The organism is Actinomadura montaniterrae (assembly GCF_008923365.1).
Lineage (GTDB): Bacteria > Actinomycetota > Actinomycetes > Streptosporangiales > Streptosporangiaceae > Spirillospora > Spirillospora montaniterrae.
In genome coordinates this window covers 1-21,140 of record NZ_WBMR01000061.1, presented here as the reverse complement: position 1 = coordinate 21,140, position 21,140 = coordinate 1, and the positions used below count along the sequence as shown (strand labels likewise).

The window sequence follows — 21,140 nt, the reverse complement described above, 5'->3', positions numbered from 1 at the left end:
CACGGTCACGGCGCCGGGACCTCGATGACCGTGGCCGAGCCCATGCCGCCGCCCGCGCACATCGCGGCGACGCCGATGCCGCCGCCGCGGCGCCGCAGCTCGTGTACCAGCGTGACCAGCATGCGGGCGCCGGTGGCGGCGACCGGGTGGCCGAGCGAGCAGCCGCTGCCGTTGACGTTCACCCGCTCCGGGTCGAGCCCGAGCATGCCGACCGTCGCGACGCACATCGACGCGAACGCCTCGTTGATCTCGAACACCTCGACGTCGTCGGGCTTGAGCCCGGCGCGCGCCAGCGCCTTCGGGATCGCCTTCGTCGGGGCGAGGCCGGTGATGGCGGGGTCGACGCCGACCGACGCCCACGACCGGACGGTGCCGAGCACGGGCAGGCCCTGCCGGGCGGCGAGCCCGTCGCTGGCGACCACCAGCGCGGCGGCGCCGTCGTTGCTGCCGCAAGCGTTCCCGGCGGTGATGCTGAAGCCCTCGATCTCCGGGTGCAGCGGCTTGAGCGCGGCGAGCTTCTCCATGGACGTGTCGCGCCGCGGATGCTCGTCGACGGAGAACGTGCCGTGCGGCGTCTCGATGGGAACGATCTCGTCCTTGAACCGGCCCTCGTCGATGGCGCGGACCGCGTTGCGGTGCGAGCGCAGCGCCCATGCGTCCATCTCCTCGCGGGACACGCCCGCCTTGACGGCCGCGTTCCAGCCGACGGTGATGGACATGTCCAGGTTCGGGGCGTCCGGGCGGTCGGGGTGGGTGGGCGGGTTCCACGGGTCGACCCACTCGTCCCCGGCCCGGAAGCGGGACTTCGGCGACGTGGACGCCGAGTTCACCCCGCCGGCGATGACGAGCTCGTCCATGCCCGCGCGGATGCTCGCGGCGGCGTCCTGCACGGCGGCCTGCCCGGCGGCGCAGTGCCGGTTGCAGGCCTGCCCGGCGACGGAGGTGAGCCCGGCGGTGATCGCGGCGTGGCGGGCGAGGACGCCGCCGCCGTACAGGCCCTCGCCGAGGATCACGTCGTCGACCTGCTCGGGGTCGAGCCCCGACGCGGCGGCGGAGACCACGTGGTGCGCCAGGTCGTAGGCGGTGGTGTCGCGCAGGGTCCCCTTGAAGGCGGTGCCCACGGGGGTGCGCAGGGCGGCGGTGATGACGGCTTCAGGCACGGGTGTTCTCCAACGTTGTGTCCATCTCGGCCAGCAGGACGCGGCGCAGCAGCTTTCCGGTGTCGGTCTTCGGGAGCTCGGCGCGGAAGACGATGTCGTCGGGCGTCTTGGAGGACCGCAGCCGCTCCCGGACCCAGCGCCTGATCTCCTCCGGCTCGCCCTCGCCGACGACGACCGCGACGAGGCGCTGCCCCCACTCGGGGTCGGGCACGCCGAGCACCGCGGCCTCGGCGATCCCGGGATGCGCCAGCAGGACGTCCTCGATCTCGGCCGGGGCGATGTTCTCCCCGCCGCGGATGATGGTGTCGTCGGCGCGGCCCTCGATGAACAGGTAGCCGTCGGCGTCGAGGCGTCCGCGGTCCCGGGTGGCGAACCAGCCGCCGGCGTCGAGGGAGCTCTTCCCCCCGTACTCGCCGGAGATCTGCTCGCCCCGGACGAACACCAGCCCGGTCCGGCCCGCCTCCAGGGGTTCGCCGTCGTCGGAGCGGATCTGGAACTCGACGCCGGGCAGGGCGCGGCCGACCGACCCGAGGCGCGCGCGGACCGCCGGGTCGGTCGCGGCGAGCGCCTCGCGGTGGTCGTCGGGGCCGAGGACGGCGATGGAGGACGCCGTCTCCGTCAGGCCGTACGCGTTGACGAAACCCGTGTCCGGGAAGATCCGCAGCGCCCGTTCCAGCACGGGCAGCGGGGTCCGCGCGCCGCCGTAGGCGAGGTTGCGCAGCGTGGGCGTGCCGGCGTCGTCGCCCTTCACCTCCGCGACGATCCGCGCCAGCATCGTCGGCACGACCAGCGCGTTCGTGATGCGCTCGCGCCGGACGGTCTCCAGCCACTCCCCCGCGTCGAAGGCCGGCATGTAGACCACCCGGCGCCCGGTGTAGAGGTTCGACAGCAGGTTCGCCAGGCCGGCGACGTGGTACGGCGGGACCGCGACGAGCGCGGCGTCGTCCTCCGCGGCGGAGCCGAACTCCAGGGTGTTCAGCACGTAGGCGAGCAGGTGCCGGTGGCGCAGGACGGCCGACTTCGGCGCGGCGGTCGTCCCGCTGGTGTAGAGCAGGACCGCGACGGGGTCCGGGTCGTCCTCGGCCGCCGGCTCCGGGCCGGAGCCGGACGGGTCCTCGGACGCGGCCCCCTCGGTCTCCGCCATGAAGGCGTCGAGGTCGTCAGGCCGGAGCACGAGCGCGCCGGGGTGCCGGGACCGCAGCTCGTCCAGCTGCCGCTCGCCGAGCCGGTAGTTGAGGGGGACGAAGGGCACGCCCGCGACGGCGGCGCCGAACAGCGCGACCGGGTAGGCGAGGTGGTTCGCCGCCAGGTAGAGGACGGCGGGGTGGCGCCGGAACCGGTGGGCGGCCGCCCGGGCGAGGCGCAGCAGGCCGGCGGCGGTCAGCGAGCGGCCGTCCGCCGTCACCGCCGTCCGGTCGCCGGCCGAGGCCGCCATCTCCGCGATCATGGTGATGTTCATGAGAATGCTATTCTCTCTCATCAAGATTCCTACTTGCAAGAGAGGGTAACGCGATGCAGATCGAGGGCAGTTCCGCGATCGTCGTCGGCGGCGCCGGCGGGCTCGGCGAGGCCACCGTCCGCCGCCTCCGCGCGGCCGGGGCCGAGGTGGTCGTCGCCGACCTCGCCGACGACAAGGGCAAGGCGCTGGAGGACGAGCTCGGCGTCCGCTACGTGCGGACCGACGCCACCGACGAGGACTCCGTCCTCGCGGCGCTGGCCGAGGCGGAGGCGGCGGGACCGCTGCGCATCTCCGTGGACGCCCACGGCGGGCCGGCCAGCGGCGGCCGGCTCGTCGGCAAGGACGGCTCTCCCCTGGACCTCGCCGGCTTCCGCACGACCATCGAGGTGTACCTGACCGGCGTCTTCAACGTGATGCGCCTGGCCGCCGCCGCGATCGGGAAGCAGGAGCCCGCCTCGGAGGACGGCGCCCGCGGCGTCATCGTCAACACCGCCTCCATCGCCGCCTACGAGGGGCAGATCGGCCAGATCCCCTACGCCGCCGCCAAGGGCGGGGTCGTCGGCATGACCGTCGTCGCCGCGCGCGATCTGTCGCCGCTCGGCATCCGCGTCGTCACCATCGCGCCGGGGACGTTCCTGACCCCGGCCTACGGCAAGGCGGGCGACCAGCTGGAGGCGTACTGGGGGCCGCAGGTGCCGCACCCGAAGCGCATGGGCCGCACCCCGGAGTACGCCGCGCTCGTCCAGCACATCTGCGAGAACGACTACCTCAACGGCGAGGTCATCCGCCTCGACGGCGCGCTGCGGTTCCCGCCGAAGTGACCGGACCCCTCACCGGCAAGGTCGCGTTCGTCGCCGGCGCCAGCCGCGGCATCGGGCGGACGGTGGCGCTGGCGCTCGCGGAGGCGGGCGCCGGGGTCGCCGTCGCCGCGCGGTCCGAACGCGAGGGGCGGCTGCCCGGCACGATCCACTCGGTCGCCGGCCGGATCACCGCGGCGGGCGGCCGCGCCTTCGCCGTGCCCTGCGACGTCACCAGCGAGGACTCGGTCGCGGCGGCGGTGGCGGCGACCGCGGACGCGTTCGGCGGCATCGACATCCTGATCGCCAACGCCGGGGTCCTCTGGCTCGGCCCGGTCGAGTCGACGCCGCTGCGGCGCTGGCAGCGGTGCCTCGACGTCAACCTGACCGGCGTCTTCCTGGTGACCAGGGCCGTCATCCCGCACATCAGGGCGCGCGGGGGCGGCTCGCTGGTGGCGGTGACGACGTCGGGGGTCGGGATGACCGGCCGCGGCGCGAACGCCTACTGGGTCTCCAAGGCCGCCGTCGAACGCCTCTACCTCGGCCTGGCCGCCGACCTCAGGCCCGACAACATCGCGGTGAACTGCCTGGCGCCGTCCCGTGTCGTCATCACCGAAGGCTGGATCGCCGGAGGGGGCGGCACGGAGATCCCGGACGAGATGGTCGAGCCGCCGGAGGCCATGGGGAGGGCGGCGGTGCTGCTGGCCGCCCAGGACGCGGGCGGCATCACCGGGACCGTCCAGCGTTCGGAGTCCCTCCCCTGACCCGGGGCGCGCCGGGGATCAGCCGGGCCGCAGGCCGCGCAGGAACAGCCGCACGGCGACCTGCGTGTGATGCTCCCAGGTGGCCTCGTCGCGCTCGACGCCGAACGAGGCGAGCCGCGCCGGCATGCCCGAGACCATGGCGATGAAGTGCTCGGCCAGGATCTCGGGCTCGTCGGCCTGGATCGCCCCGGTGGCGGCGTGCCGCCGGAGCAGCTCGACGAGGAGCGGCCTGCGCGGGAAGTGACCGGCCGCGTAGGCGCGGCTCGCCAGGTCGGGGAACCGCGACGCGTGCGCGACGGCGATCCTGCTCAGCCTGACCATCGACGGGTCCAGCGCCCGGCGCAGCGCGGTGCGCGCGATGGCCGTCAGCGCGCCCTCCAGGTCGTCGAGGTCCGGGGCGGCGGGCTCGGTCCCGGGCCAGTCGGGGTCGGGGACGGCCTGCCGCAGGACGGAGGCGAAGACCTCCTCCTTGCCTTTGAACCGGGCGTAGAGCGACGCCTTGGTGGTGCCGGCGACGCGCGCGATGGCGTCCATCGACGTGCCCTCGTAGCCGTGCTCCAGGAACAGGCTCAGCGCGGCGTCGCGGACGGCGCGGTCCAGTTCCGCCGCCTCCTCCAGCGTGGGCCGCCCGCCGCGGCGGGACCGCGTCCGCGGCGGCGGGGCGCCGGAAGCGTCCGATGGCGACATGCACGGAAGTCTGCCAGAACGGGGTCTGGCCAAAAACTAGACTCATCAGTATGGTTTTTTCCACCGGACCCCTACAGCCGAGGAGGCGTCATGCCCGTGGCAGCAGGTCGGCGGGGCGATGCCGAGGAACTGGACGCGCGCTTCCAGGAGCGCCGCACGCAGGTCCCCGTGCTCGCGCAGCGCGCAGAGGCGGAGGGCATCGCGGCGATACGGTCCCCCGAGGACATGGTCCCGCTGCTCTTCCCGCACACCACCTACAAGAGCTATCCGGAGTCGCTGGTCGCCAAGGGCCGGTGGGCGCAGATGAACCGCTGGCTGGACTCGCTGTCCACGTACAGGGTCGAGAACGTGGACGTCTCCGGCGTCGAGGACGTCGACGGCTGGATCGCCCGGCTGGAGGCCGCCGGGCATCTCGCGTCCAGCTCCAGCGGCACGAGCGGCAAGAACTCCTTCCTCAACAAGACCAAGCGGGACCGCGACGTCTCGCTGCGGAACTTCGTCGAGTGCCTGACGGCGCTCGGCATGCCGCCCGAGCGCACCTGGCACGTCCTGCCCCTCGGCCCGCCGACCAGCGTCACCTCGCACCGGATCTTCCGCGACATGGTCGTCGGCGCGTACCACCGGCCCGACGGCATCGCGGTCGCCGAGAAGGCCGCGCCGGAGGGCCACCACCGCTACATGGCGCGGCTCACCGCGATGCGGCGGGCCATGGCCGACGGCACCGCGCGGCCCGACGAGGTCGCCGCCTTCGAGGCGGAGGCGGCGCGGCGGCAGGCCGAGGTGACCGAGCGCCTGGGCCGGATCGCGGACCAGGTCATCGCGCACCGCGCGGAGCGCATGTTCTTCACCACGACGTTCCCGCTGGCCTTCCGGCTCTGCGAGGCCCTGGCCGAGCGCGGCCTCGCGGAGGGCGACCTCACCGGGGACAACGCGCTGAGCTCCGGAGGCGGCCTGAAGGGCCTGGCGCTGCCACCGGACTACCGGTCGCGCATCTCCCGCACCCTGAACGTCGCGCCCGAGCGGCTCCTGCACTACTACTCGATGCAGGAGCTGAACGTCCGGATGCCGAAGTGCCCGGAGGGCCGCTACCACGTCCCGCCGCAGCTCACGCTGTTCGTGCTGGACCGGGACGGCGAGTCGTTCGCGGAGGTCTCGGACGGGCAGGTGGAAGGCCGTGCCGCCTTCTTCGACATGACCGTCGACGGGCGGTGGGGCGGCACGATCTCCGGCGACCGGATCCGCGCCGACCTCACCGGCTGCCCGTGCGGCGGTCCCGGCCCCACCGTGTTCGACGAGATCACCCGGTACTCCGACCTGCCCGACGGCGACAAGATCACGTGCGCCGGCACCATCGACGCCTACGTCCGCGGCTTCGTCGACGCGTGAGGAGCGGGTCATGAGCACGAGCACCACCGCCGGCGCGCGGACGACGATCCGGGTGCCGCACTTCGTCCGGGGCCGGCTGGTCTGGGGCGAGGACGCCGAGTACATGTCGCGGGACTTCGGCGTCCCGTTCGCCACACCCGCGCTGCGGCTGGACGAGCTGTTCGAGCCGCGGACGCGGCCGGGCCCCGCCTTCGACGTCCCGATCTCGGAGATCATCGACCTGCTGGTGGAGACGGGACGGCGGTTCGTCCTGGAGACGAACCCGTACCTGCAGGAGTCGCTGGAGATGACGCTGCGGGTCAGCCCGCTCCCGCGGCGCGTCGTCGAGAACACCTACCGCCGTCCCGGCCAGTTCCTGACCAGGGAGGCGCTGGAGTACCGGCTGCGCCGGACGTTCGGGAGCCTGGACGTCCTGGACGGCTGGGTGGAGCACACCGACCCGGCCGGCAACGTCAGCCGGGTGCGGGCGTTCCCGCCCCGCCTGGTGCACATGCTCGCGGGCAACTCGCCGAGCGGCGCGATGATGTCGGTCGCCGACGCCGCGCTGGTCAAGGCGGTCAACGTGTTCAAGATGCCGTCGGGCGACCCGTTCACGACGGTCGCGGTCCTGCGCACCATGGCCGACATCGCGCCGGACCACCCGGTGCTCCGCTCCATGTCGGCGGTGTACTGGCGGGGCGGCGACGCGCGGGTCGAGAACGTCCTGTACCGGTCGCAGTACTTCGACAAGCTCGTCGCCTGGGGCGGCGGCGAGGCGATCGCCAACGCCGCGAAGTACGTCGCCCCGGGATTCCAGCTGATCTCGTTCGACCCGAAGGTGTCGATGGCGGTCGTCGGCCGGGAGGCGTTCGCATCGGAAGAGCGGCTGCGGGAGGCGGCCGACCTCGCCGCCGCCGACGCGACCGTCTACAACCAGGACGCCTGCGTGGCGCCCCGGCAGGTCTTCGTCGAGGGCACCCTCGACCAGGTCGATCGCTTCTGCGCGCTGCTGTGCGAGCGGATGGGCGTGGACCGCGAGTTCGGCTCCGCGGTCGGCCCGCGGCCGCCCGCCGACATCCGCGAGGCCGTCGAGGGGCTGCGCTTCCTGGAGCCGGACTACCGGGTCTGGGGCGGCCACGACGGCCGGGGCCTCGTCGTGCGCTCCCCCGAGCCGGTCGACTTCCATCCGACGAACAAGACGGTCAACGTCGTACCGGTCCTCGACGTGCTCGACGCCGCCGAGCACGCGACGGTGGCGACGCAGACCGTCGGCGTCTACCCGGCGCACCTGAAGGCCGAGCTGCGCGACCGGCTCGCCACCGCCGGCGTCCAGCGGGTGGTGAAGCTCGGCAGCGCGCTCAAGAGCAGCCTCGGCAACCCGCACGACGCGATGTACCCGCTGCACCGGATGGTCCACTGGGTGGTCGATGACGATGCCTGAGCCCGGACGGGAGGCGGGCATGCGGCACCGGCTCCTCGGCCGCTCCGGCATGCGGGTCAGCGAGCTGTGCCTCGGCACCATGACGTTCGGCTCCGGCGGCCGGACGGCCGGCGCGGGCGAGGACGCCTACCGCGCCATCTACGCCGCGTACCGGGCGGCGGGCGGCAACTTCGTCGACACCGCCGGCGTCTACTCCGGCGGCGAGAGCGAGACGATCGTCGGCCGGCTGATCGCCGCCGAGCGCGACGCGGTGGTGGTCGCGACCAAGTTCGCGCTGCCGGCCGGCGACGACGCCAACTCCGGCGGCGGCCACCGCAAGAGCATGCGCCGCAGCGTCGAGACGAGCCTGCGGCGGCTCGGCACCGACCACGTCGACCTGCTGTGGGTGCACGCGTGGGACCAGTGCACGCCGGCCGAGGAGACCCTGCGCGGACTCGACGACCTCGTCCGGGCGGGCAAGGTCCTGGCGATCGGCGTCAGCAACACGCCCGCATGGGTGATCGCGCGGTCGCAGGCCATCGCCGAGCTGCGCGGGTGGAGCGCCTTCTGCGCGCTGCAGGTGGAGTACTCGCTGGCGGCCCGCACGGTGGAGCGCGAACTCCTGCCGATGGCGGCGTCGCTCGGGCTGTCCGTGAGCGGGTGGAGCCCGCTCGCGCGCGGCCTCCTCGCGGGCAAGGAGCCGGGCGGCCGGGCGAAGGCGCTGTACCCGGGGCTGCGGCGGGCGGTGGACGCCGCCGCGGCCGTGGCGGCGGAGATCGGCACCACGACCGCGCGCGTCGCGCTCGCCTGGCTGCTGAGGCAGGGCGTCACGCCGGTGCTGGGCGCCAGCAGGCCCGCGCAGATCCGCGACAACCTCGGCGCGCTGGACGTCCGGCTGGACGGCGAGCAGGCGGCGCGGCTGGACGAGGCCACCCGCGTCGACCTCGGATACCCGCACGACTTCCTCCGCACGCGGTGCCCGACGCTCGCGATCCCGGCTGGAGAATTGCATTCTCTATGACAGAGAAGCTAGATTCCATATATGGCGCACGACCATGGCTTCCATCCGGTCCGGGTCACCCGGGTCATCGACGAGACGGCCGACGCGCGGACCTACGCGCTCGACGCGCCGTTCTCCTACCGCGCGGGCCAGTTCCTCACGTTCAAGGCCTGCGGGACCCTGCGCAGCTACTCGATGTCCAGCTCGCCGGACACCGACACCGAGCTGCGGACGACGGTGAAGCGGGTGCCGGGCGGCCTGGTCTCCAACTGGATGCTCGACAACCTCCGGCCCGGCGACCTGGTCGAGGTCACCCGCCCGGCGGGCGCGTTCTGCCTGCGCGAGACCGCGGCCCCGCTGGTGGCGTTCTGCGGGGGCAGCGGCATCACGCCGATCGCGTCCCTCGTCAAGAGCGCGCTGGCCACCACCGAGCGGCGCGTCCGGGTGCTGGCGGCCGACCGGGACGGCGACTCGGTGATCTTCGGGGACGAGCTCGCCGATCTGGCGGGCCGGCATCCCGGGCGCTTCGAGATCGAGCGCCACCTCGACGCCGAGCGCGGCCTCGTCACCGGCGACCGGGTCCGCGCCTTCACCGGCGCAGACCAGGACGCCGACTTCTACATCTGCGGCCCGGCGCCGTTCATGGACCTCGTGGAGAGCACCCTGCTGTCGCTGGGGGTGGAGGAAGGCCGCATCTTCATCGAGCGGTTCGCCGCGGCGGACGAGGCGCCGGCGGGCCCGGAGAAGGAGGGCACGGTCACGATCTCCCAGGGCGGCAAGAAGAAGACCGTCCCGCAGCGCGCCGGCGAGACGCTGCTCCAGAGCGCGCGCAGAGCCGGGCTCGTGCCGCCGTTCTCCTGCGAAGCGGGCAACTGCGCCACGTGCATGGCCCAGGTCACCGAAGGAGAGGCCAAGATGCGCGTCAACAACGCGCTGGAGGACGACGAGGTCGCCGAAGGCTGGGTCCTCACCTGCCAGGGCGAGCCGACGACCGAGCACGTCACCGTCGTCTACGAGGACTGACATGGGCGTTCGTCACCAGCACTGGATCGGCGGCCGGCCCGCGGAACCGGCGGACGGCGGCTACCTGCCCACCGTCGACCCCTCGACGCGGCTGCCGGGCGACGAGATCGCCGCGGGCTCGGCAGCCGACGCGGACCGCGCCGTGGCGGCGGCGGCCGCCGCGCAGCCGGGCTGGGCGGAACGGTCCGGCGCGGAGCGCGCCGACGTGCTGCACCGCGCCGCCGGCGCCATCGAAAGCGGCGCCGGCGAGCTCATGGAAGTGGAGCGGGCGTGCACCGGGAAGACCGAGGCGCAGCTCCGCATGGAGGTCGGCATGTCGGCCGACTACTTCCGCTACTACGCCGGGATCCTGCGCGCCCACCACGGCCGCACCATCGACCTCGGCGCGGGGAACCACACGTACACGCGGCTCGAACCGTACGGCGTCGTCGCGGCGATCACCCCGTGGAACCTGCCCCTGAACCAGGCGTGCCGGGCCCTCGCCCCAGCGCTCGCCGCTGGGAACGCGCTGGTCGCCAAGCCGTCGGAGTTCACCTCCGTGTCGACGCTGTGCCTGGCGCGCCTCGCCGGCGAGGCCGGGCTCCCGGACGGGCTGCTGAACGTGGTGACGGGCACCGGCCCCGACGCGGGCGCGCCGCTCGCCGCCCATCCCGGAGTGCGGCGCGTGACCTTCACCGGCTCGGTCGCCACCGGACGGCTCCTGGCCGGGATCGCCGCCGACCGGCTCGTCCCGATGACGCTCGAACTCGGCGGCAAGTCGCCGCTGGTGGTGTTCGCCGACGCCGACACCGACCGGGCGATCGCCGCCGCGGTGTCGGCGGTCGCGTTCAATGCCGGGCAGGTGTGCTCCGCCACGACCCGCCTCCTCGTCGAGGCGTCCGCCCATGACGCGGTGGTCGCCGGTGTCGTGGAGGCGGTCGAGCGGCTCCGGCCGGGCATCGACTTCGGCCCGATGATCACCGAGGCGCAGTTCCGCAAGGTCCTCGGGCACTTCGCCGACGCGAAGCGCCAGGGCGCGGTCCCGGTGACCGGCGGGTCCGCCTACGACGACGGGCCCGGTGCGGGCGGGCGGTTCATCCGCCCGACCGTCTACGCCGGGGTGACACCCGGCCTCAGGATCGCCCGCGAGGAGGTGTTCGGGCCCGTCCTCGTCACGATGCCGTTCGCGGACGAAGCCGAGGCGGTCGCGCTCGCCAACGACACCGACTACGGGCTCGTCGCGGCGGTCTGGAGTGGCGACGCGGCCCGCGGGCTGCGGGTCGCCGAGCGGATCGACGCGGGGCAGGTGGCGGTGAACGGCGGCGCGCTCGGCGTCGAGACGCCGTTCGGCGGCTTCAAGGCCAGCGGATACGGACGCGAGAAGGGCATCGAGGCCCTCCACGAGTACGCCCAGACCAAGACGATCAGCCTGTCCCTGCGCCCCTGAGGGCTCCGCCCGGAGAGGACCCCATGGAAGACAGCGAGAAGCCGGGCGCGGCGCGCGCGGTGCGCCGCACCGTGCTCGGCGACGCCTACGTCGACGCCTCGGCCGCCGACCCGGACCCGGTCGCGGCGGAGTTCCAGGACTACGTGACGGCGGTGGCGTGGGGCGCGTGGGCGCGGGGCGGAGCGCTGACCAACCGCGACCGGAGCCTGCTGGTGCTGGCGATGACCGCCGCGCTCGGGCGGATGGAGGAGTTCCGCCTGCACGCGGGCAGCGCGCACCGCGCGGGCGTGACCGACGCGGAGATCGACGAACTGCTGTTCCAGGTCACCGGCTACTGCGGCGCCCCGGCAGGCGTCGCCGCGCGGAGGAGCGTCAAGCAGGTCCGCGCCGAACGCGAGCGGGCCGCGCGGGACGGGGCGGGACGGTGACGGCCGTCGGGTTCGTCGGCCTCGGCAACATGGGCGCCGCGCTGGCGGCGAACCTCGTCGGAGCGGGCCTGGCGGTCGTCGCGCACGACGCCGCCGGGCCGGAGCGCTGCCCGCCGGGCGCGACCCATGTCGGCGACGCAGGGCAGGTCGCCGAGAAGAGCGACGTCGTGGTGTTCAGCCTGCCGGACGGGACGGCCTCCGAGCAGGTGGCCCGGGAGATCGCCGGGACGCCCGGCCGCCGCGCCGCCCACGTCGTCGACACCTCCACGATCGGCGTGAGCGCCGCCCGTGACGTCGCCGCGCTGCTGGCGGAGAGCGGGATCGGCTACGTCGACGCGCCCGTGTCGGGCGGTGTCGCGGGAGCCCGCGCCCGCACGCTCGCGGTCATGTACTCAGGGACGGACGACGCCTGCGAGCGCGTCGGGCCGGTCCTCGCCGGGCTGAGCGACCGCCGCCACCGGGTCGGCGACCGGCCGGGGCTCGCCCAGGCCCTGAAGCTGGCGAACAACTTCCTGTCGGCGACCGCGCTCGCCGCGACCAGCGAGGCGGTCGCGTTCGGGGTGGCGGCCGGGCTCGACATGGGCACGATGCTCACCGTGCTGAACGCGGCGAGCGGCCGCAGCGCCGCGACCAGCGACAAGTTCCCCGAGCACGTGCTCACCGGCCGCTACGCCTCCGGGTTCACCAACTCCCTCATGAGCAAGGACGTCCGCCTCTACCTGCGCTCGGTGGAGGACCAGGGCGGCCCCACCGCGGTCGGCGCGGTGACGGCGTCGATCTGGGAGCGGTTCGCCGACGCCGAGCCCGGCGCGGACTTCACGCGCATCTTCCCCTTCGTCCAACACCCGTGAGGTGCCGATGCGGTTCATCTTCCACTATCCCGAGACCGGCGGCCTCGACGGCGACGTCCTCGACGCCGGGCCGCTGCGCGACGTGGCGGTCGCGGCGGAGCGCGCCGGCTTCGACGGGCTGTCGCTCAGCGAGCATCCGGTGCCGGGCGCCCGGTGGCTCGCCTCGGGCGGGCACCAGACGCTCGACCCGTTCGTCGCGCTCGGGTACGCCGCCGCGGCGACCGAGCGGCTGCGGCTGCTCACCCACCTGGCCGTCGCGCCCTACCGCAACCCGTTCCTGCTCGCCAAGGCCGCCGCGACGCTCGACAAGCTCTCGGGCGGCCGGCTGATCCTCGGGCTCGGCACCGGCTACCAGAAGAGCGAGTTCCACGCCCTCGGCGTCGACATCGACGAGCGCAACGCCCTGTTCGACGAGACGCTGGACGTGCTCCCGCTGCACTGGAGCGGGGAGCCGTTCGGCTACCAGGGCCGGCATTTCAGCGCCCGCGACGTCATCGCGCGGCCTCGGCCCGTCCAGGACCCGATCCCGGTCTGGATCGGCGGGAACTCCCGGCTGAGCCGCCGCCGCGTCGCGGAGCGGGCGCAGGGCTGGATGCCGATGACCGGCGGCGCGCAGCTGAGCACCACCGCCCGCACCCCCGCCCTCGGCACGCTCGACGACCTCGCGGCGGCCATCGCCGAGATGCGGGACGCGGCGGCCGCGGCCGGCCGCGACGACCGCATCGACGTGCTGCACTCCTACCAGGGCGCGGGGATCGAGACGCCCGCCGCCGACGCCGACCGGCACCGAGAGGCCCTTGGCGAGATCGAGAAGGCGGGCGTCACCTGGGTCCTGGTGTCGAGCCGGACCGCCTCGCTCCCGGCCACGCTGGAGTTCCTGGACTCGTTCGGCGCCACCTATCTGCGGGACGGGCGGTAGCCGCATGGGCTGGTTCGAGGAGCGCGGCGGCCTCGCCGGCACCGTCGCGGTGATCACGGGCGGTGCGGGCGGCCTCGGCGAGGCCGTCACGGCGGACCTGGCCGCCAACGGCGTCCGCCCCGCGGTGCTCGACGTCGACGGCGACGCGGTCACCGCGCTGCGGGGCTCGCTGGAGGAGCAGGGCCGCGACGCGATCGTCCGGCAGGGCGACGTCCGCGACCCCGACGCGCTCGCCGCGCTGTTCGCGGCCGTGGACGACCGCTGGGGACGCCTCGACACGCTCGTCAACGTCGTCGGCGGGACGTTCCGGGCGCCCTTCACCGACACCACGCCGAAGGGCTGGGACGCGCTGCTGCGCGCGAACCTGACCCACGTCCTGCATGCCTGTTCGCTCGCCGCCGGGCGGATGCGGGCGGGCGGGCGCGGCGGCAGCATCGTCAACATCACGACCATCGAGGCGCACCGGGCCGCGCCCGGTTTCGCGGTCTACGCGGCGGCGAAGGCCGCGGTCGAGCAGTTCGGGCGGACGCTCGCCGTCGAGCTGGCACCGGACGGCATCCGCGTCAACAACGTCGCGCCCGACTACGCACCGACGGCGAACCTCGCGAAGCTGTCGGCAGGCGACCACGCCCTGTCCGACCCGGCCGGGATCCGGGTCGCGTTCCCCATGGGACGGGTGGGCCGGGCCGCCGACGTCTCGGGGTGCGTGGTGTTCCTCGCGTCGGGCCTGTCGTCCTACGTCACCGGGAGCACCCTGCACCCGGACGGCGGCACCCACGCGTCCTCCGGCTGGTTCAACTGGCCCGGGACGGGATGGGCGAACCATGTGCCGATGCCGGTGCTGGAGAAGCTGGCGCCGGAGGACTGACCGGCCGCCCGCCGCCGTTCAGGCGCCGGGCGCGCGTCCGTGCCGTTCCTTGAGGACCCGGCGCAGCACCTTGCCCGACGGCAGGCGCGGGATCTCCCCGACGAACACGACCTCCTTCGGCCGCTTGTAGGAGGCCAGCCGGTCGCCGACCAGCGCGATCAGCTCGGCGGGCCCGACCGGCTCGGCGGACCCGGCCGGGGCGACCGCCGCGACGACCGCCTCCCCGTCCGCCGCGTCCGGGATCCCGTACACGGCGCAGTCGGCGACGCCGGGGTGGCCGTGCAGCACGGCTTCGACCTCGGCGGGCGCGACCTGGAACCCGCGCACCTTGATCATTTCCTTGGCGCGGTCGGTGAGGCGGACCCAGCCGCCGGCGTCGATGTGGCCGACGTCGCCGGTGCGGTACCAGCCGTCGTCGAAGGCGGCCGCGGTCGCGTCCGCGGGCAGGTAGCCGGCCATGAGCGACGCCGACCGGGCCTGGATCTCGCCGGTCTCCCCCGGCCCGGCCACCGCACCGGTCTCCAGCGACACCACCCGCAGCGTCACTCCCGGTGCGGCGCGTCCCACGCTGTCCAGGCGCGCGCCCCGGACGGGATTGCAGGCGATGACGGGCAGCTCGCTCGCGCCGTAGGCGGGCACCCAGCCGACGCCCGTCCGCCGAGTCACGGTCTCGGCGACCTCCGGGGTCACCGGTGTCGCGCCCCACATGATGTAGCGCAGCGACGACAGGTCGAACGACTCCAGCTTCGGGTGCGACGCGATCGCCAGCGCGATCGGCGCGACGGCCATCTCCACGGTGATCCGGTCGGTCTCGATGGTGCGCAGCAGCACGTCCAGGTCGAAGCGGCGGTGCAGCCGCATCCAGGCGCCGGTCTCCAGCGCCGTCTCGATGTTGAGCAGGCCGAGGATGTGCGAGGGCGGCGTGGCGATCTGGATCCGGTCGCGCCCGGTCAGCTCCAGGGTCGCGCGCCAGTCCCGGACGGCGGCGCGGAACGAGGCGTGCGTGTGCCGGACGGCCTTCGGCAGGCCGGTCGTCCCGGAACTGAACACCAGGACGGCGTCGGCGCCGGGCGCGGGCTCGGGGAAGGTCGCGGACGACGGCTCGATCGGCTCCTCGTCCAGGTGCAGCACCGGCATGAGCTCGGCGAGGAGCGGGTGGTCGCCCACCGCGTGCGCCGGCTCGGTGATCTTCAGGGCGTGCTCGACCTCGCCGCGCCTCCAGGCCGGGCTGAACAGCACGACCGCCGCCCCGAGCCGCCAGATCGCCCGGACGGCGACGACGAACTCGGGCCGGTTCGAGCACATGAGCGCGACGCGGTCGCCGGGCCGCACGCCCCGCCGCGCCAGCGTCAGGGCCAGCCCGCCGGCGAGCGCGTCGAGCCGCGCGGCGCTGTACTCGCGCTCCTCGAAGGCGAGCGCGGTCCGCTCGCCGCGCGTTGACCGCCCGCTCATGTCACCGAGGAAGTGTTCGCCGGGTCGCCGTGCTCCCCCAGCCGGGGCGGCGCGCCGTAGCGGGGCTCGTATCCGGCGACCTTGATCGGGCTGCCGACCAGCCGGTACTCCCCCGCCTTCACGATGACGTCGGGGGCGGCCAGCAGCGCCTCCGGCAGCGTCCGGACGGCGGCGGCCGGGATGCCGAGGGGGCGCAGCCGGGCCTCCCAGCCCGCGGCGGTGTCCGTGGCGAGGACGCCCGTCACCACGGCGAGGACCTCCTCGCGCCGGGCCACCCGCTCCGCCATCGTCGGGAAACCCTCGACGCCCGTCTCACCGCAGAACGCCTTCCAGAAGCCGTCATGCGTGATGAACAGCGCGAGATGTCCGTCGGCGGTCGGGAAGAGCTGCGCCGGAACGTAGTACGAGTGCGCCCCGAACGGCAGGCGGCGCGGCTCGGCACCCTCGTTGAGGTAGGCGGACGCGCGGTAGTTGAGCTGGGACAGCATCACATCGCGCAGCGACACCTCCACCTGGCCGCCGCGTCCCGACACGATCTGGGCGAGCAGCCCCAGCGCGGCGGTCAGCCCCGCCGAGTTGTCGGCCGACGAGTAGCCCGGCAGCGTCGGCGGCCCCGACGGATCGCCGGTCAGCGCGGCGACCCCGGTCGCGGCCTGGACGACGTAGTCGAAGGCGGGATGGTCGCCGGCGTGCAGGCCGAAGCCGGTGAGCGCGACGCAGACGATCCGCTCGTTGTGCCGCCGCAGCGCCTCGTAGGTGAGCCCGAGCCGGTGGATCGCGGACGGCTTGAGGTTGACCAGGAGGGCGTGCGCCTCCGCGACCAGTTCGCCCAGCCGGGCCTGCCCGTCCTCGGCGGTCAGGTCCAGCCGGACGCTGCGCTTGCCGCGGTTGAGGCTGGCGAAGTAGGCGTCGCTCACCTGCCGCGACAGGTCCCCGCCCGGTGGCTCGATCTTGGTGACCTCGGCGCCGAGGTCGGCGAGCATCATCGTGGCGTAGGGGCCGGCGAGGATGTGGCCGACCTCCAGCACGCGGACGCCCGCCAGCGGCCCGGCGCTCATCTCAGCTCCGCCGCCAGCCCGGCGAGCATCTCCTTGGTCCGCTCCTTGGAGGCGACCAGCTCGTCCCGGCCCTCGCCGATCGGCAGCAGCCGCACCGACAGGTCGGTGACGCCGGCGTCGGCGAACCGGCGCAGCCGCGCCCTGATGGCCGCCTCGTCGCCGGCCGCGCAGATGTCGCCGACGTCGCGGGCGGCGCCGTACTCCAGCAGCCGCTGGTAGTTCGGGGAGATCTCCGCCTCGCCGAGGATGCGGTTGGCGCGCTCGCGCGCCGCGTCCACCTCCGACGGCCTGCACAGGCACACCGGGACGCCCGCGACGATCCGCGGCGCGGGACGTCCGGCGGCCTCGGCCGCCGCCGTGATGCGCGGGACGACGTGCTCGCCGACGGCCTTCTCGTCCGCCATCCACAGCACGGTCCCGTCGGCGCGCTCCCCCGCGAGCTTCAGCATCACCGGGCCGAGCGCGGCGACCAGCACCGGCAGCGGGCCCACCGGCCCGAGGCCCAGCGGGTTGTGCACGGTGAACGTCTTGTTCTCCACCTCGACCGGGCCCGGCCCGGCGAACGCGGCGTCGAGGACGTCGAGGTAGTCGCGGGTGTACCCGGCGGGCCGCTCGTAGGGCAGCCCGAGCATGTCCCGCACGATCCAGTGGTGGGACGGGCCGACGCCGAGCGCGAGCCGCCCGCCCGTGGCGGCCTGCGCGGACAGCGCCTGCCGCGCCAGCGCGATCGGATGCTGCGCCTGCAGCGGGACCACCGCGGTCCCGATCTCGATCCGGTCCGTCGCCGTGCCCATCAGCGCCACCGCCAGCAGCGCGTCGAAGTCCGTCGGGACCTGCGGCACCCACACGGTGTCCAGCCCGGCGGACTCGGCCCACCGGGCGTCCTCCACCATCCGCTTCGCCTTGCGGGCGGAGTCCCCGCGCTCCGGCCCGCTCATCACACCGATCCGCACGGCTCCTCCAAGGTCGCCAGGTCAGGTCAACGCGCACGCGGCCGGGTGCCGGCCCGGCCGCGTGCGCCTCCGCGCGCGCCGTGCGCGGAGGGTCAGGGGGTCATCCCCGCTCCGTCGAGGCGGGGGCGGCGGTCAGCGCGCGCACCCCGTCCACGAGCTCGTCGAGCGGGGTGCCGGTCGGGAACACCGCGGCGGCGCCCGCCTCGCGCAGGCGCGGGACGTCGGCCGCCGGGACGGTCCCGCCGACGATGACGGTGATGTCGCCGGCGCCGGCGGCGCGCAGGCCCTCGACGGTGCGGGCGGTGAGCGCCAGGTGCGCGCCGGACAGGATGCTGAGGCCGACGACCGCGACGTCCTCCTGCAGCGCGATCGCGACGATGTCCTCGACGCGCTGCCGGATGCCGGTGAACACCACCTCGAAGCCTGCGTCGCGCAGCGCGCGGGCGACGACCTTCGCGCCGCGGTCGTGGCCGTCGAGGCCGGGCTTGGCGATCAGGACGCGGGCCGGCATCAGAACACCACCGGCTGCTGGAACTCGCCCCAGACCGCCTTCAGCGCGGCGACCATCTCGCCGACCGTGCAGTAGGCGCCGGCGCAGTCGATCAGGGGTCCCATCAGGTTGTCCTCGCCTTCGGCGGCACGGGACAGGTCGGCGAGCCGGGCGCGGACGCCGGCGGGATCGCGCTCCGCCTTCACCCGCGCCAGCCGCTTCAGCTGCCGGTCCCGGCCGGCCGCGTCCAGCTCGTAGGTCGCGATCTCGGGCGCCGGCTCGTCGGAGGCGAACCGGTTGACGCCGACGACCGGGCGCGCGCCCGACTCGACATCGCGCTGGAGCCGGTACGCCTCGTCGGCGATGAGGCCCTGCAGGTAGCCGTCCTCGATCGCGCGGACCATCCCGCCGTGCCGGTCGAGGTCGTCCATGATCTCGACGATGCGCGCCTCGGTCGCGTCGGTGAGCGCCTCCACGAAGTAGGAGCCGCCGAGCGGGTCGGCGACCCGGGCGACGCCCGTCTCGTGGGCGAGGATCTGCTGGGTGCGCAGCGCCAGCGTCGCCGACTCCTCGCTGGGCAGCGCGAACGGCTCGTCCCACGCGGCGGTGAACATCGACTGGACGCCGCCGAGCACCGACGCCATCGCCTCGTAGGCGACCCGCACGACGTTGTTGCGCGCCTGCGGCGCGTACAGGGACGCGCCTCCCGCCACGCAGCCGAACCGGAACATCGACGCCTTGTCGGTGGTCGCGCCGTAGCGCTCCCGGACGATGGTCGCCCAGCGCCGCCGTCCCGCCCGGTACTTGGCGATCTCCTCGAAGAAGTCGCCGTGCGTGTAGAAGAAGAACGACACCTGCGGCGCGAACTCCTCGATCGTCATGCGGCCGCGCTCGACGACGGTGTCGCAGTAGGTCACCCCGTCGGCGAGCGTGAACGCCATCTCCTGGACGGCGTTGGCGCCGGCGTCGCGGAAGTGCGCGCCCGCCACCGAGATCGCGTTGAACCGCGGCACCTCCGCGGCGCAGAACTCGATGGTGTCGGCGATCAGCCGCAGCGACGGCTCGGGCGGCCAGATCCAGGTGCCGCGCGAGGCGTACTCCTTGAGGATGTCGTTCTGGATGGTGCCGGTGAGCTTCGCGCGCGGCACCCCCCTGCGCTCGGCCGCGGCCACGTAGAACGCCAGCAGGATCGCGGCCGTCCCGTTGATGGTGAAGCTGGTGCTGATCGCGTCCAGCGGGATGCCGTCGAACAGGATCTCGGCGTCGGCGAGGGTGTCGACGGCGACGCCGACGCGGCCGACCTCGTCGGCCACCTCCGGATCGTCGGAGTCGTAGCCGCACTGGGTGGGCAGGTCCAGCGCCACGGAGAGCCCGGTGCCGCCCTGGTCGAGCAGGTAGCGGTAGCGGCGGTTGGACTCCTCCGCGGTGCCGAACCCGGAGTACTGCCGGAACGTCCAGAGCCGGCCCCGGTAGCCGGAGGCGTAGTTGCCGCGGGTGAACGGGAAGCGACCCGGCTCGGGCGGCTCGGCCCCCGCGTCCGCCGGCCCGTAGACCGGCTGGAGCGGGATGCCGGACGCGGTCCGCGTGAGATCCGTCTTCGCGGGATCGTTCATCGCCGGATGCGGACGCGTCATACGGACATCAGGCGGGCGAGGTTGCCGCCCATGATCTTCGCCTGGTCGGCCTCGGACAGCCTGCCGAGCGCGTCGACGTAGCTGACCGGGTCGGCGAGCCCCTCCGGGTGCGGGTAGTCCGAGCCGAACAGCACCCGCTCGACCCCGATGAGGCCGGCGAGCTCGGCCATGTCCTCCTCCCAGAACGGGCTGACGTGGATGTTGCGCTTGACGGCCTCGACCGGGTCCTCGGTGAACGCCTCCGGCGCCTTCTTGTGCACGTCGGCGAGCTGGTCGAGCAGCGGCGGCAGCCAGGACGAGCCGTTCTCGATGACCGCGATCTTCAGCTCGGGGAACCGCGACAGCAGGCCGTGGCAGGCCATGGACCCCACCGCGTCGGTGACCGGCCGCCACTCGGCCAGCATCCGGAACGCGTTGGTCTTGAACGGCAGCATCTCCGCGCCGTGGCCCTCCCAGTCGTTGGCGTACCGGCTGTAGCCGCTGTCGGAGGAGTGCATCCCGACCAGCACGCCCTCGTCGACGATCCGCTTCCAGAACGGGTCGAACTCGGGGAGCGCGAACGAGCGCGGGCCCCGGTACCCGGGGACGGGCGCGGGCCGGATCAGCACGACCTTCGCGCCGCGCTCCAGGCACCAGTCCAGCTCGGCGATCGCCTTCTCCACGACGGGCAGGCTGATGACCGGGGTGGTGTAGATGCGGTCCTTGTAGTTGAAGGACCAGGTCTCGTGCAGCCACTGGTTGAGGGCGTGGACGACCACGTGGATGAGGTCGGGGTCGTCGCGCATCCGCTCCTCGATGAGGCTGGCGAGCGTGGGGAACATCAGCGTGCGCTGGATGCCCAGCTCGTCCATCAGCTCCAGGCGCGGGCCCGGCTCGCGGAACGCGGGGACGGAGCGCATCGGCTCGCCGAAGATCTCCCGCTTGCTCTTGCCCTCGGGGTTGCCGTGCCGGAAGTAGTCCTCCATCGCGCCCGGGCGGGCGACGACGTCGAAGGTGGGGTTGGGGATGTACTCGCTGATCTGGCCGCGGATCGCGATCTTGGTGCGTCCGTCCACCTGGACGTAGCGGATGGCGCCCGCGTACTGCTTCGGCAGGTACCGGGTCAGGGCGTCCTGCGTCTCGTACAGGTGGTTGTCGGCGTCGAACAGCGGATACGGCAGCGCGCGCGTCGTCATTGAGATCCTCCTTTACCGATAGCGAGAATACTATTCTCACTATGCGCGCATCGCAATGTCCCGGCGGAGCAGGAACTTCTGGATCTTGCCGCTGGCGGTGCGCGGGAAGTCCTCGACGGCGTGCAGCTCCTCCGGCCACTTCTGCCGGCCGAGCCCCGCCCGCTCCAGATGGGCCCGCATCTCCTCGATCGTCGGCGCCGCGGCGTCCGGC

General features: G+C 73.9%; 20 protein-coding genes. 11 read left to right on the top strand and 9 right to left on the bottom strand.

All coding sequences use genetic code 11. The annotated features are described in order from the left end of the window. Positions 1 to 5: 5 nt before the first annotated feature. A complete protein-coding gene (locus F9B16_RS21450) occupies positions 6 to 1,160 on the bottom strand; it encodes a thiolase family protein (protein ID WP_151541887.1) in 1,155 nt (384 codons plus the stop codon). Further along, the gene (locus tag F9B16_RS21445) at positions 1,153 to 2,619 is read right to left on the bottom strand and encodes a class I adenylate-forming enzyme family protein (RefSeq protein WP_151541886.1); all 1,467 of its coding nucleotides are present in this window, start codon (positions 2,617 to 2,619) and stop codon (positions 1,153 to 1,155) included. Before F9B16_RS21445 ends, F9B16_RS21450 begins: the two co-directional genes overlap by 8 nt. 53 nt (positions 2,620 to 2,672) lie before the next feature. On the opposite strand from F9B16_RS21445, the gene F9B16_RS21440 reads away from it, so the two are divergent. After that, positions 2,673 to 3,440, top strand: a complete 768-nt coding sequence (locus tag F9B16_RS21440) for an SDR family NAD(P)-dependent oxidoreductase (RefSeq protein ID WP_151541885.1) — start codon at positions 2,673 to 2,675, stop codon at positions 3,438 to 3,440. Next, complete coding sequence (locus F9B16_RS21435) at positions 3,437 to 4,180, top strand: SDR family NAD(P)-dependent oxidoreductase (protein WP_151541884.1); 744 nt, start codon at positions 3,437 to 3,439, stop codon at positions 4,178 to 4,180. The genes F9B16_RS21440 and F9B16_RS21435 overlap by 4 nt, the downstream gene beginning before the upstream one ends. An 18-nt stretch (positions 4,181 to 4,198) precedes the next feature. Here F9B16_RS21435 and F9B16_RS21430 read toward each other — a convergent pair whose 3' ends face one another. Then, the gene (locus F9B16_RS21430; protein WP_151541883.1) at positions 4,199 to 4,867 is read right to left on the bottom strand and encodes a TetR/AcrR family transcriptional regulator; all 669 of its coding nucleotides are present in this window, start codon (positions 4,865 to 4,867) and stop codon (positions 4,199 to 4,201) included. Positions 4,868 to 4,957: 90 nt separating this feature from the next. On the opposite strand from F9B16_RS21430, the gene F9B16_RS21425 reads away from it, so the two are divergent. From F9B16_RS21425 to F9B16_RS21385, 9 genes are read left to right on the top strand one after another with little or no spacing between them, the layout of a single operon-like run. Beyond that, complete coding sequence (locus F9B16_RS21425) at positions 4,958 to 6,253, top strand: hypothetical protein (protein WP_151541882.1); 1,296 nt, start codon at positions 4,958 to 4,960, stop codon at positions 6,251 to 6,253. 10 nt (positions 6,254 to 6,263) lie between these two features. After that, positions 6,264 to 7,673 carry an acyl-CoA reductase gene (locus tag F9B16_RS21420; protein WP_151541881.1) on the top strand — a complete coding sequence of 470 codons (1,410 nt, stop codon included), beginning with the start codon at positions 6,264 to 6,266 and terminating at the stop codon, positions 7,671 to 7,673. Further along, a complete protein-coding gene (locus tag F9B16_RS21415) occupies positions 7,660 to 8,673 on the top strand; it encodes an aldo/keto reductase (RefSeq protein ID WP_225991825.1) in 1,014 nt (337 codons plus the stop codon). Before F9B16_RS21420 ends, F9B16_RS21415 begins: the two co-directional genes overlap by 14 nt. Positions 8,674 to 8,694: 21 nt before the next feature. Next, positions 8,695 to 9,675, top strand: a complete 981-nt coding sequence (locus F9B16_RS21410) for a ferredoxin--NADP reductase (protein ID WP_151541880.1) — start codon at positions 8,695 to 8,697, stop codon at positions 9,673 to 9,675. Position 9,676: 1 nt separating this feature from the next. Beyond that, on the top strand, positions 9,677 to 11,101 hold the full coding sequence (locus F9B16_RS21405) for an aldehyde dehydrogenase family protein (protein WP_151541879.1): 1,425 nt from the start codon (positions 9,677 to 9,679) through the stop codon (positions 11,099 to 11,101). A gap of 23 nt (positions 11,102 to 11,124) precedes the next feature. Then, positions 11,125 to 11,529: a carboxymuconolactone decarboxylase family protein gene (locus tag F9B16_RS21400; RefSeq protein WP_151541878.1), complete on the top strand. Its 405-nt coding sequence runs from the start codon at positions 11,125 to 11,127 to the stop codon at positions 11,527 to 11,529. Then, a complete protein-coding gene (locus F9B16_RS21395; RefSeq protein ID WP_225991824.1) occupies positions 11,526 to 12,380 on the top strand; it encodes an NAD(P)-dependent oxidoreductase in 855 nt (284 codons plus the stop codon). Before F9B16_RS21400 ends, F9B16_RS21395 begins: the two co-directional genes overlap by 4 nt. Before the next feature lie 7 nt (positions 12,381 to 12,387). Then, positions 12,388 to 13,299: an LLM class F420-dependent oxidoreductase gene (locus F9B16_RS21390; RefSeq protein WP_151541877.1), complete on the top strand. Its 912-nt coding sequence runs from the start codon at positions 12,388 to 12,390 to the stop codon at positions 13,297 to 13,299. Between the two features lie 4 nt (positions 13,300 to 13,303). Then, positions 13,304 to 14,167, top strand: coding sequence for an SDR family NAD(P)-dependent oxidoreductase (locus tag F9B16_RS21385; RefSeq protein WP_151541876.1), 864 nt, complete (start codon positions 13,304 to 13,306; stop codon positions 14,165 to 14,167). Positions 14,168 to 14,185: 18 nt separating this feature from the next. On the opposite strand, the gene F9B16_RS21380 is transcribed toward F9B16_RS21385, so the two are convergent. From F9B16_RS21380 to F9B16_RS21355, 6 genes are all read right to left on the bottom strand, one after another. After that, a complete protein-coding gene (locus F9B16_RS21380; protein ID WP_151541875.1) occupies positions 14,186 to 15,619 on the bottom strand; it encodes a class I adenylate-forming enzyme family protein in 1,434 nt (477 codons plus the stop codon). Continuing rightward, positions 15,616 to 16,677 carry a CaiB/BaiF CoA transferase family protein gene (locus F9B16_RS21375; protein ID WP_151541874.1) on the bottom strand — a complete coding sequence of 354 codons (1,062 nt, stop codon included), beginning with the start codon at positions 16,675 to 16,677 and terminating at the stop codon, positions 15,616 to 15,618. The genes F9B16_RS21380 and F9B16_RS21375 overlap by 4 nt, the downstream gene beginning before the upstream one ends. Beyond that, positions 16,674 to 17,630, bottom strand: coding sequence for an LLM class F420-dependent oxidoreductase (locus F9B16_RS21370; protein WP_151541873.1), 957 nt, complete (start codon positions 17,628 to 17,630; stop codon positions 16,674 to 16,676). The genes F9B16_RS21375 and F9B16_RS21370 overlap by 4 nt, the downstream gene beginning before the upstream one ends. A gap of 100 nt (positions 17,631 to 17,730) precedes the next feature. Next, positions 17,731 to 18,141 carry a cobalamin B12-binding domain-containing protein gene (locus tag F9B16_RS21365; protein WP_151541872.1) on the bottom strand — a complete coding sequence of 137 codons (411 nt, stop codon included), beginning with the start codon at positions 18,139 to 18,141 and terminating at the stop codon, positions 17,731 to 17,733. Continuing rightward, the gene (locus F9B16_RS21360) at positions 18,141 to 19,733 is read right to left on the bottom strand and encodes a methylmalonyl-CoA mutase family protein (RefSeq protein ID WP_151541871.1); all 1,593 of its coding nucleotides are present in this window, start codon (positions 19,731 to 19,733) and stop codon (positions 18,141 to 18,143) included. The genes F9B16_RS21365 and F9B16_RS21360 overlap by 1 nt, the downstream gene beginning before the upstream one ends. A gap of 17 nt (positions 19,734 to 19,750) precedes the next feature. Then, entirely contained in the window at positions 19,751 to 20,929 is a 1,179-nt protein-coding gene (locus F9B16_RS21355; RefSeq protein WP_151541870.1) for an amidohydrolase family protein, read from the bottom strand. Between the last annotated feature and the right edge of the window lie 211 nt (positions 20,930 to 21,140).

Excerpts from the sequence above, each read along its gene's own strand:
- F9B16_RS21410 (WP_151541880.1), top strand. The coding sequence starts at position 8,695 with ATGGCGCACGACCATGGCTTCCATCCGGTCCGGGTCACCCGGGTCATC.
- F9B16_RS21415 (WP_225991825.1), top strand. The coding sequence starts at position 7,660 with ATGACGATGCCTGAGCCCGGACGGGAGGCGGGCATGCGGCACCGGCTC.
- F9B16_RS21430 (WP_151541883.1), bottom strand. The coding sequence starts at position 4,867 with ATGTCGCCATCGGACGCTTCCGGCGCCCCGCCGCCGCGGACGCGGTCC.
- F9B16_RS21420 (WP_151541881.1), top strand. The coding sequence starts at position 6,264 with ATGAGCACGAGCACCACCGCCGGCGCGCGGACGACGATCCGGGTGCCG.
- F9B16_RS21385 (WP_151541876.1), top strand. The coding sequence starts at position 13,304 with ATGGGCTGGTTCGAGGAGCGCGGCGGCCTCGCCGGCACCGTCGCGGTG.
- F9B16_RS21425 (WP_151541882.1), top strand. The coding sequence starts at position 4,958 with ATGCCCGTGGCAGCAGGTCGGCGGGGCGATGCCGAGGAACTGGACGCG.
- F9B16_RS21445 (WP_151541886.1), bottom strand. The coding sequence starts at position 2,619 with ATGAACATCACCATGATCGCGGAGATGGCGGCCTCGGCCGGCGACCGG.
- F9B16_RS21380 (WP_151541875.1), bottom strand. The coding sequence starts at position 15,619 with ATGAGCGGGCGGTCAACGCGCGGCGAGCGGACCGCGCTCGCCTTCGAG.
- F9B16_RS21375 (WP_151541874.1), bottom strand. The coding sequence starts at position 16,677 with ATGAGCGCCGGGCCGCTGGCGGGCGTCCGCGTGCTGGAGGTCGGCCAC.
- F9B16_RS21440 (WP_151541885.1), top strand. The coding sequence starts at position 2,673 with ATGCAGATCGAGGGCAGTTCCGCGATCGTCGTCGGCGGCGCCGGCGGG.
- F9B16_RS21355 (WP_151541870.1), bottom strand. The coding sequence starts at position 20,929 with ATGACGACGCGCGCGCTGCCGTATCCGCTGTTCGACGCCGACAACCAC.
- F9B16_RS21390 (WP_151541877.1), top strand. The coding sequence starts at position 12,388 with ATGCGGTTCATCTTCCACTATCCCGAGACCGGCGGCCTCGACGGCGAC.
- F9B16_RS21365 (WP_151541872.1), bottom strand. The coding sequence starts at position 18,141 with ATGCCGGCCCGCGTCCTGATCGCCAAGCCCGGCCTCGACGGCCACGAC.
- F9B16_RS21405 (WP_151541879.1), top strand. The coding sequence starts at position 9,677 with ATGGGCGTTCGTCACCAGCACTGGATCGGCGGCCGGCCCGCGGAACCG.
- F9B16_RS21360 (WP_151541871.1), bottom strand. The coding sequence starts at position 19,733 with ATGAACGATCCCGCGAAGACGGATCTCACGCGGACCGCGTCCGGCATC.
- F9B16_RS21400 (WP_151541878.1), top strand. The coding sequence starts at position 11,125 with ATGGAAGACAGCGAGAAGCCGGGCGCGGCGCGCGCGGTGCGCCGCACC.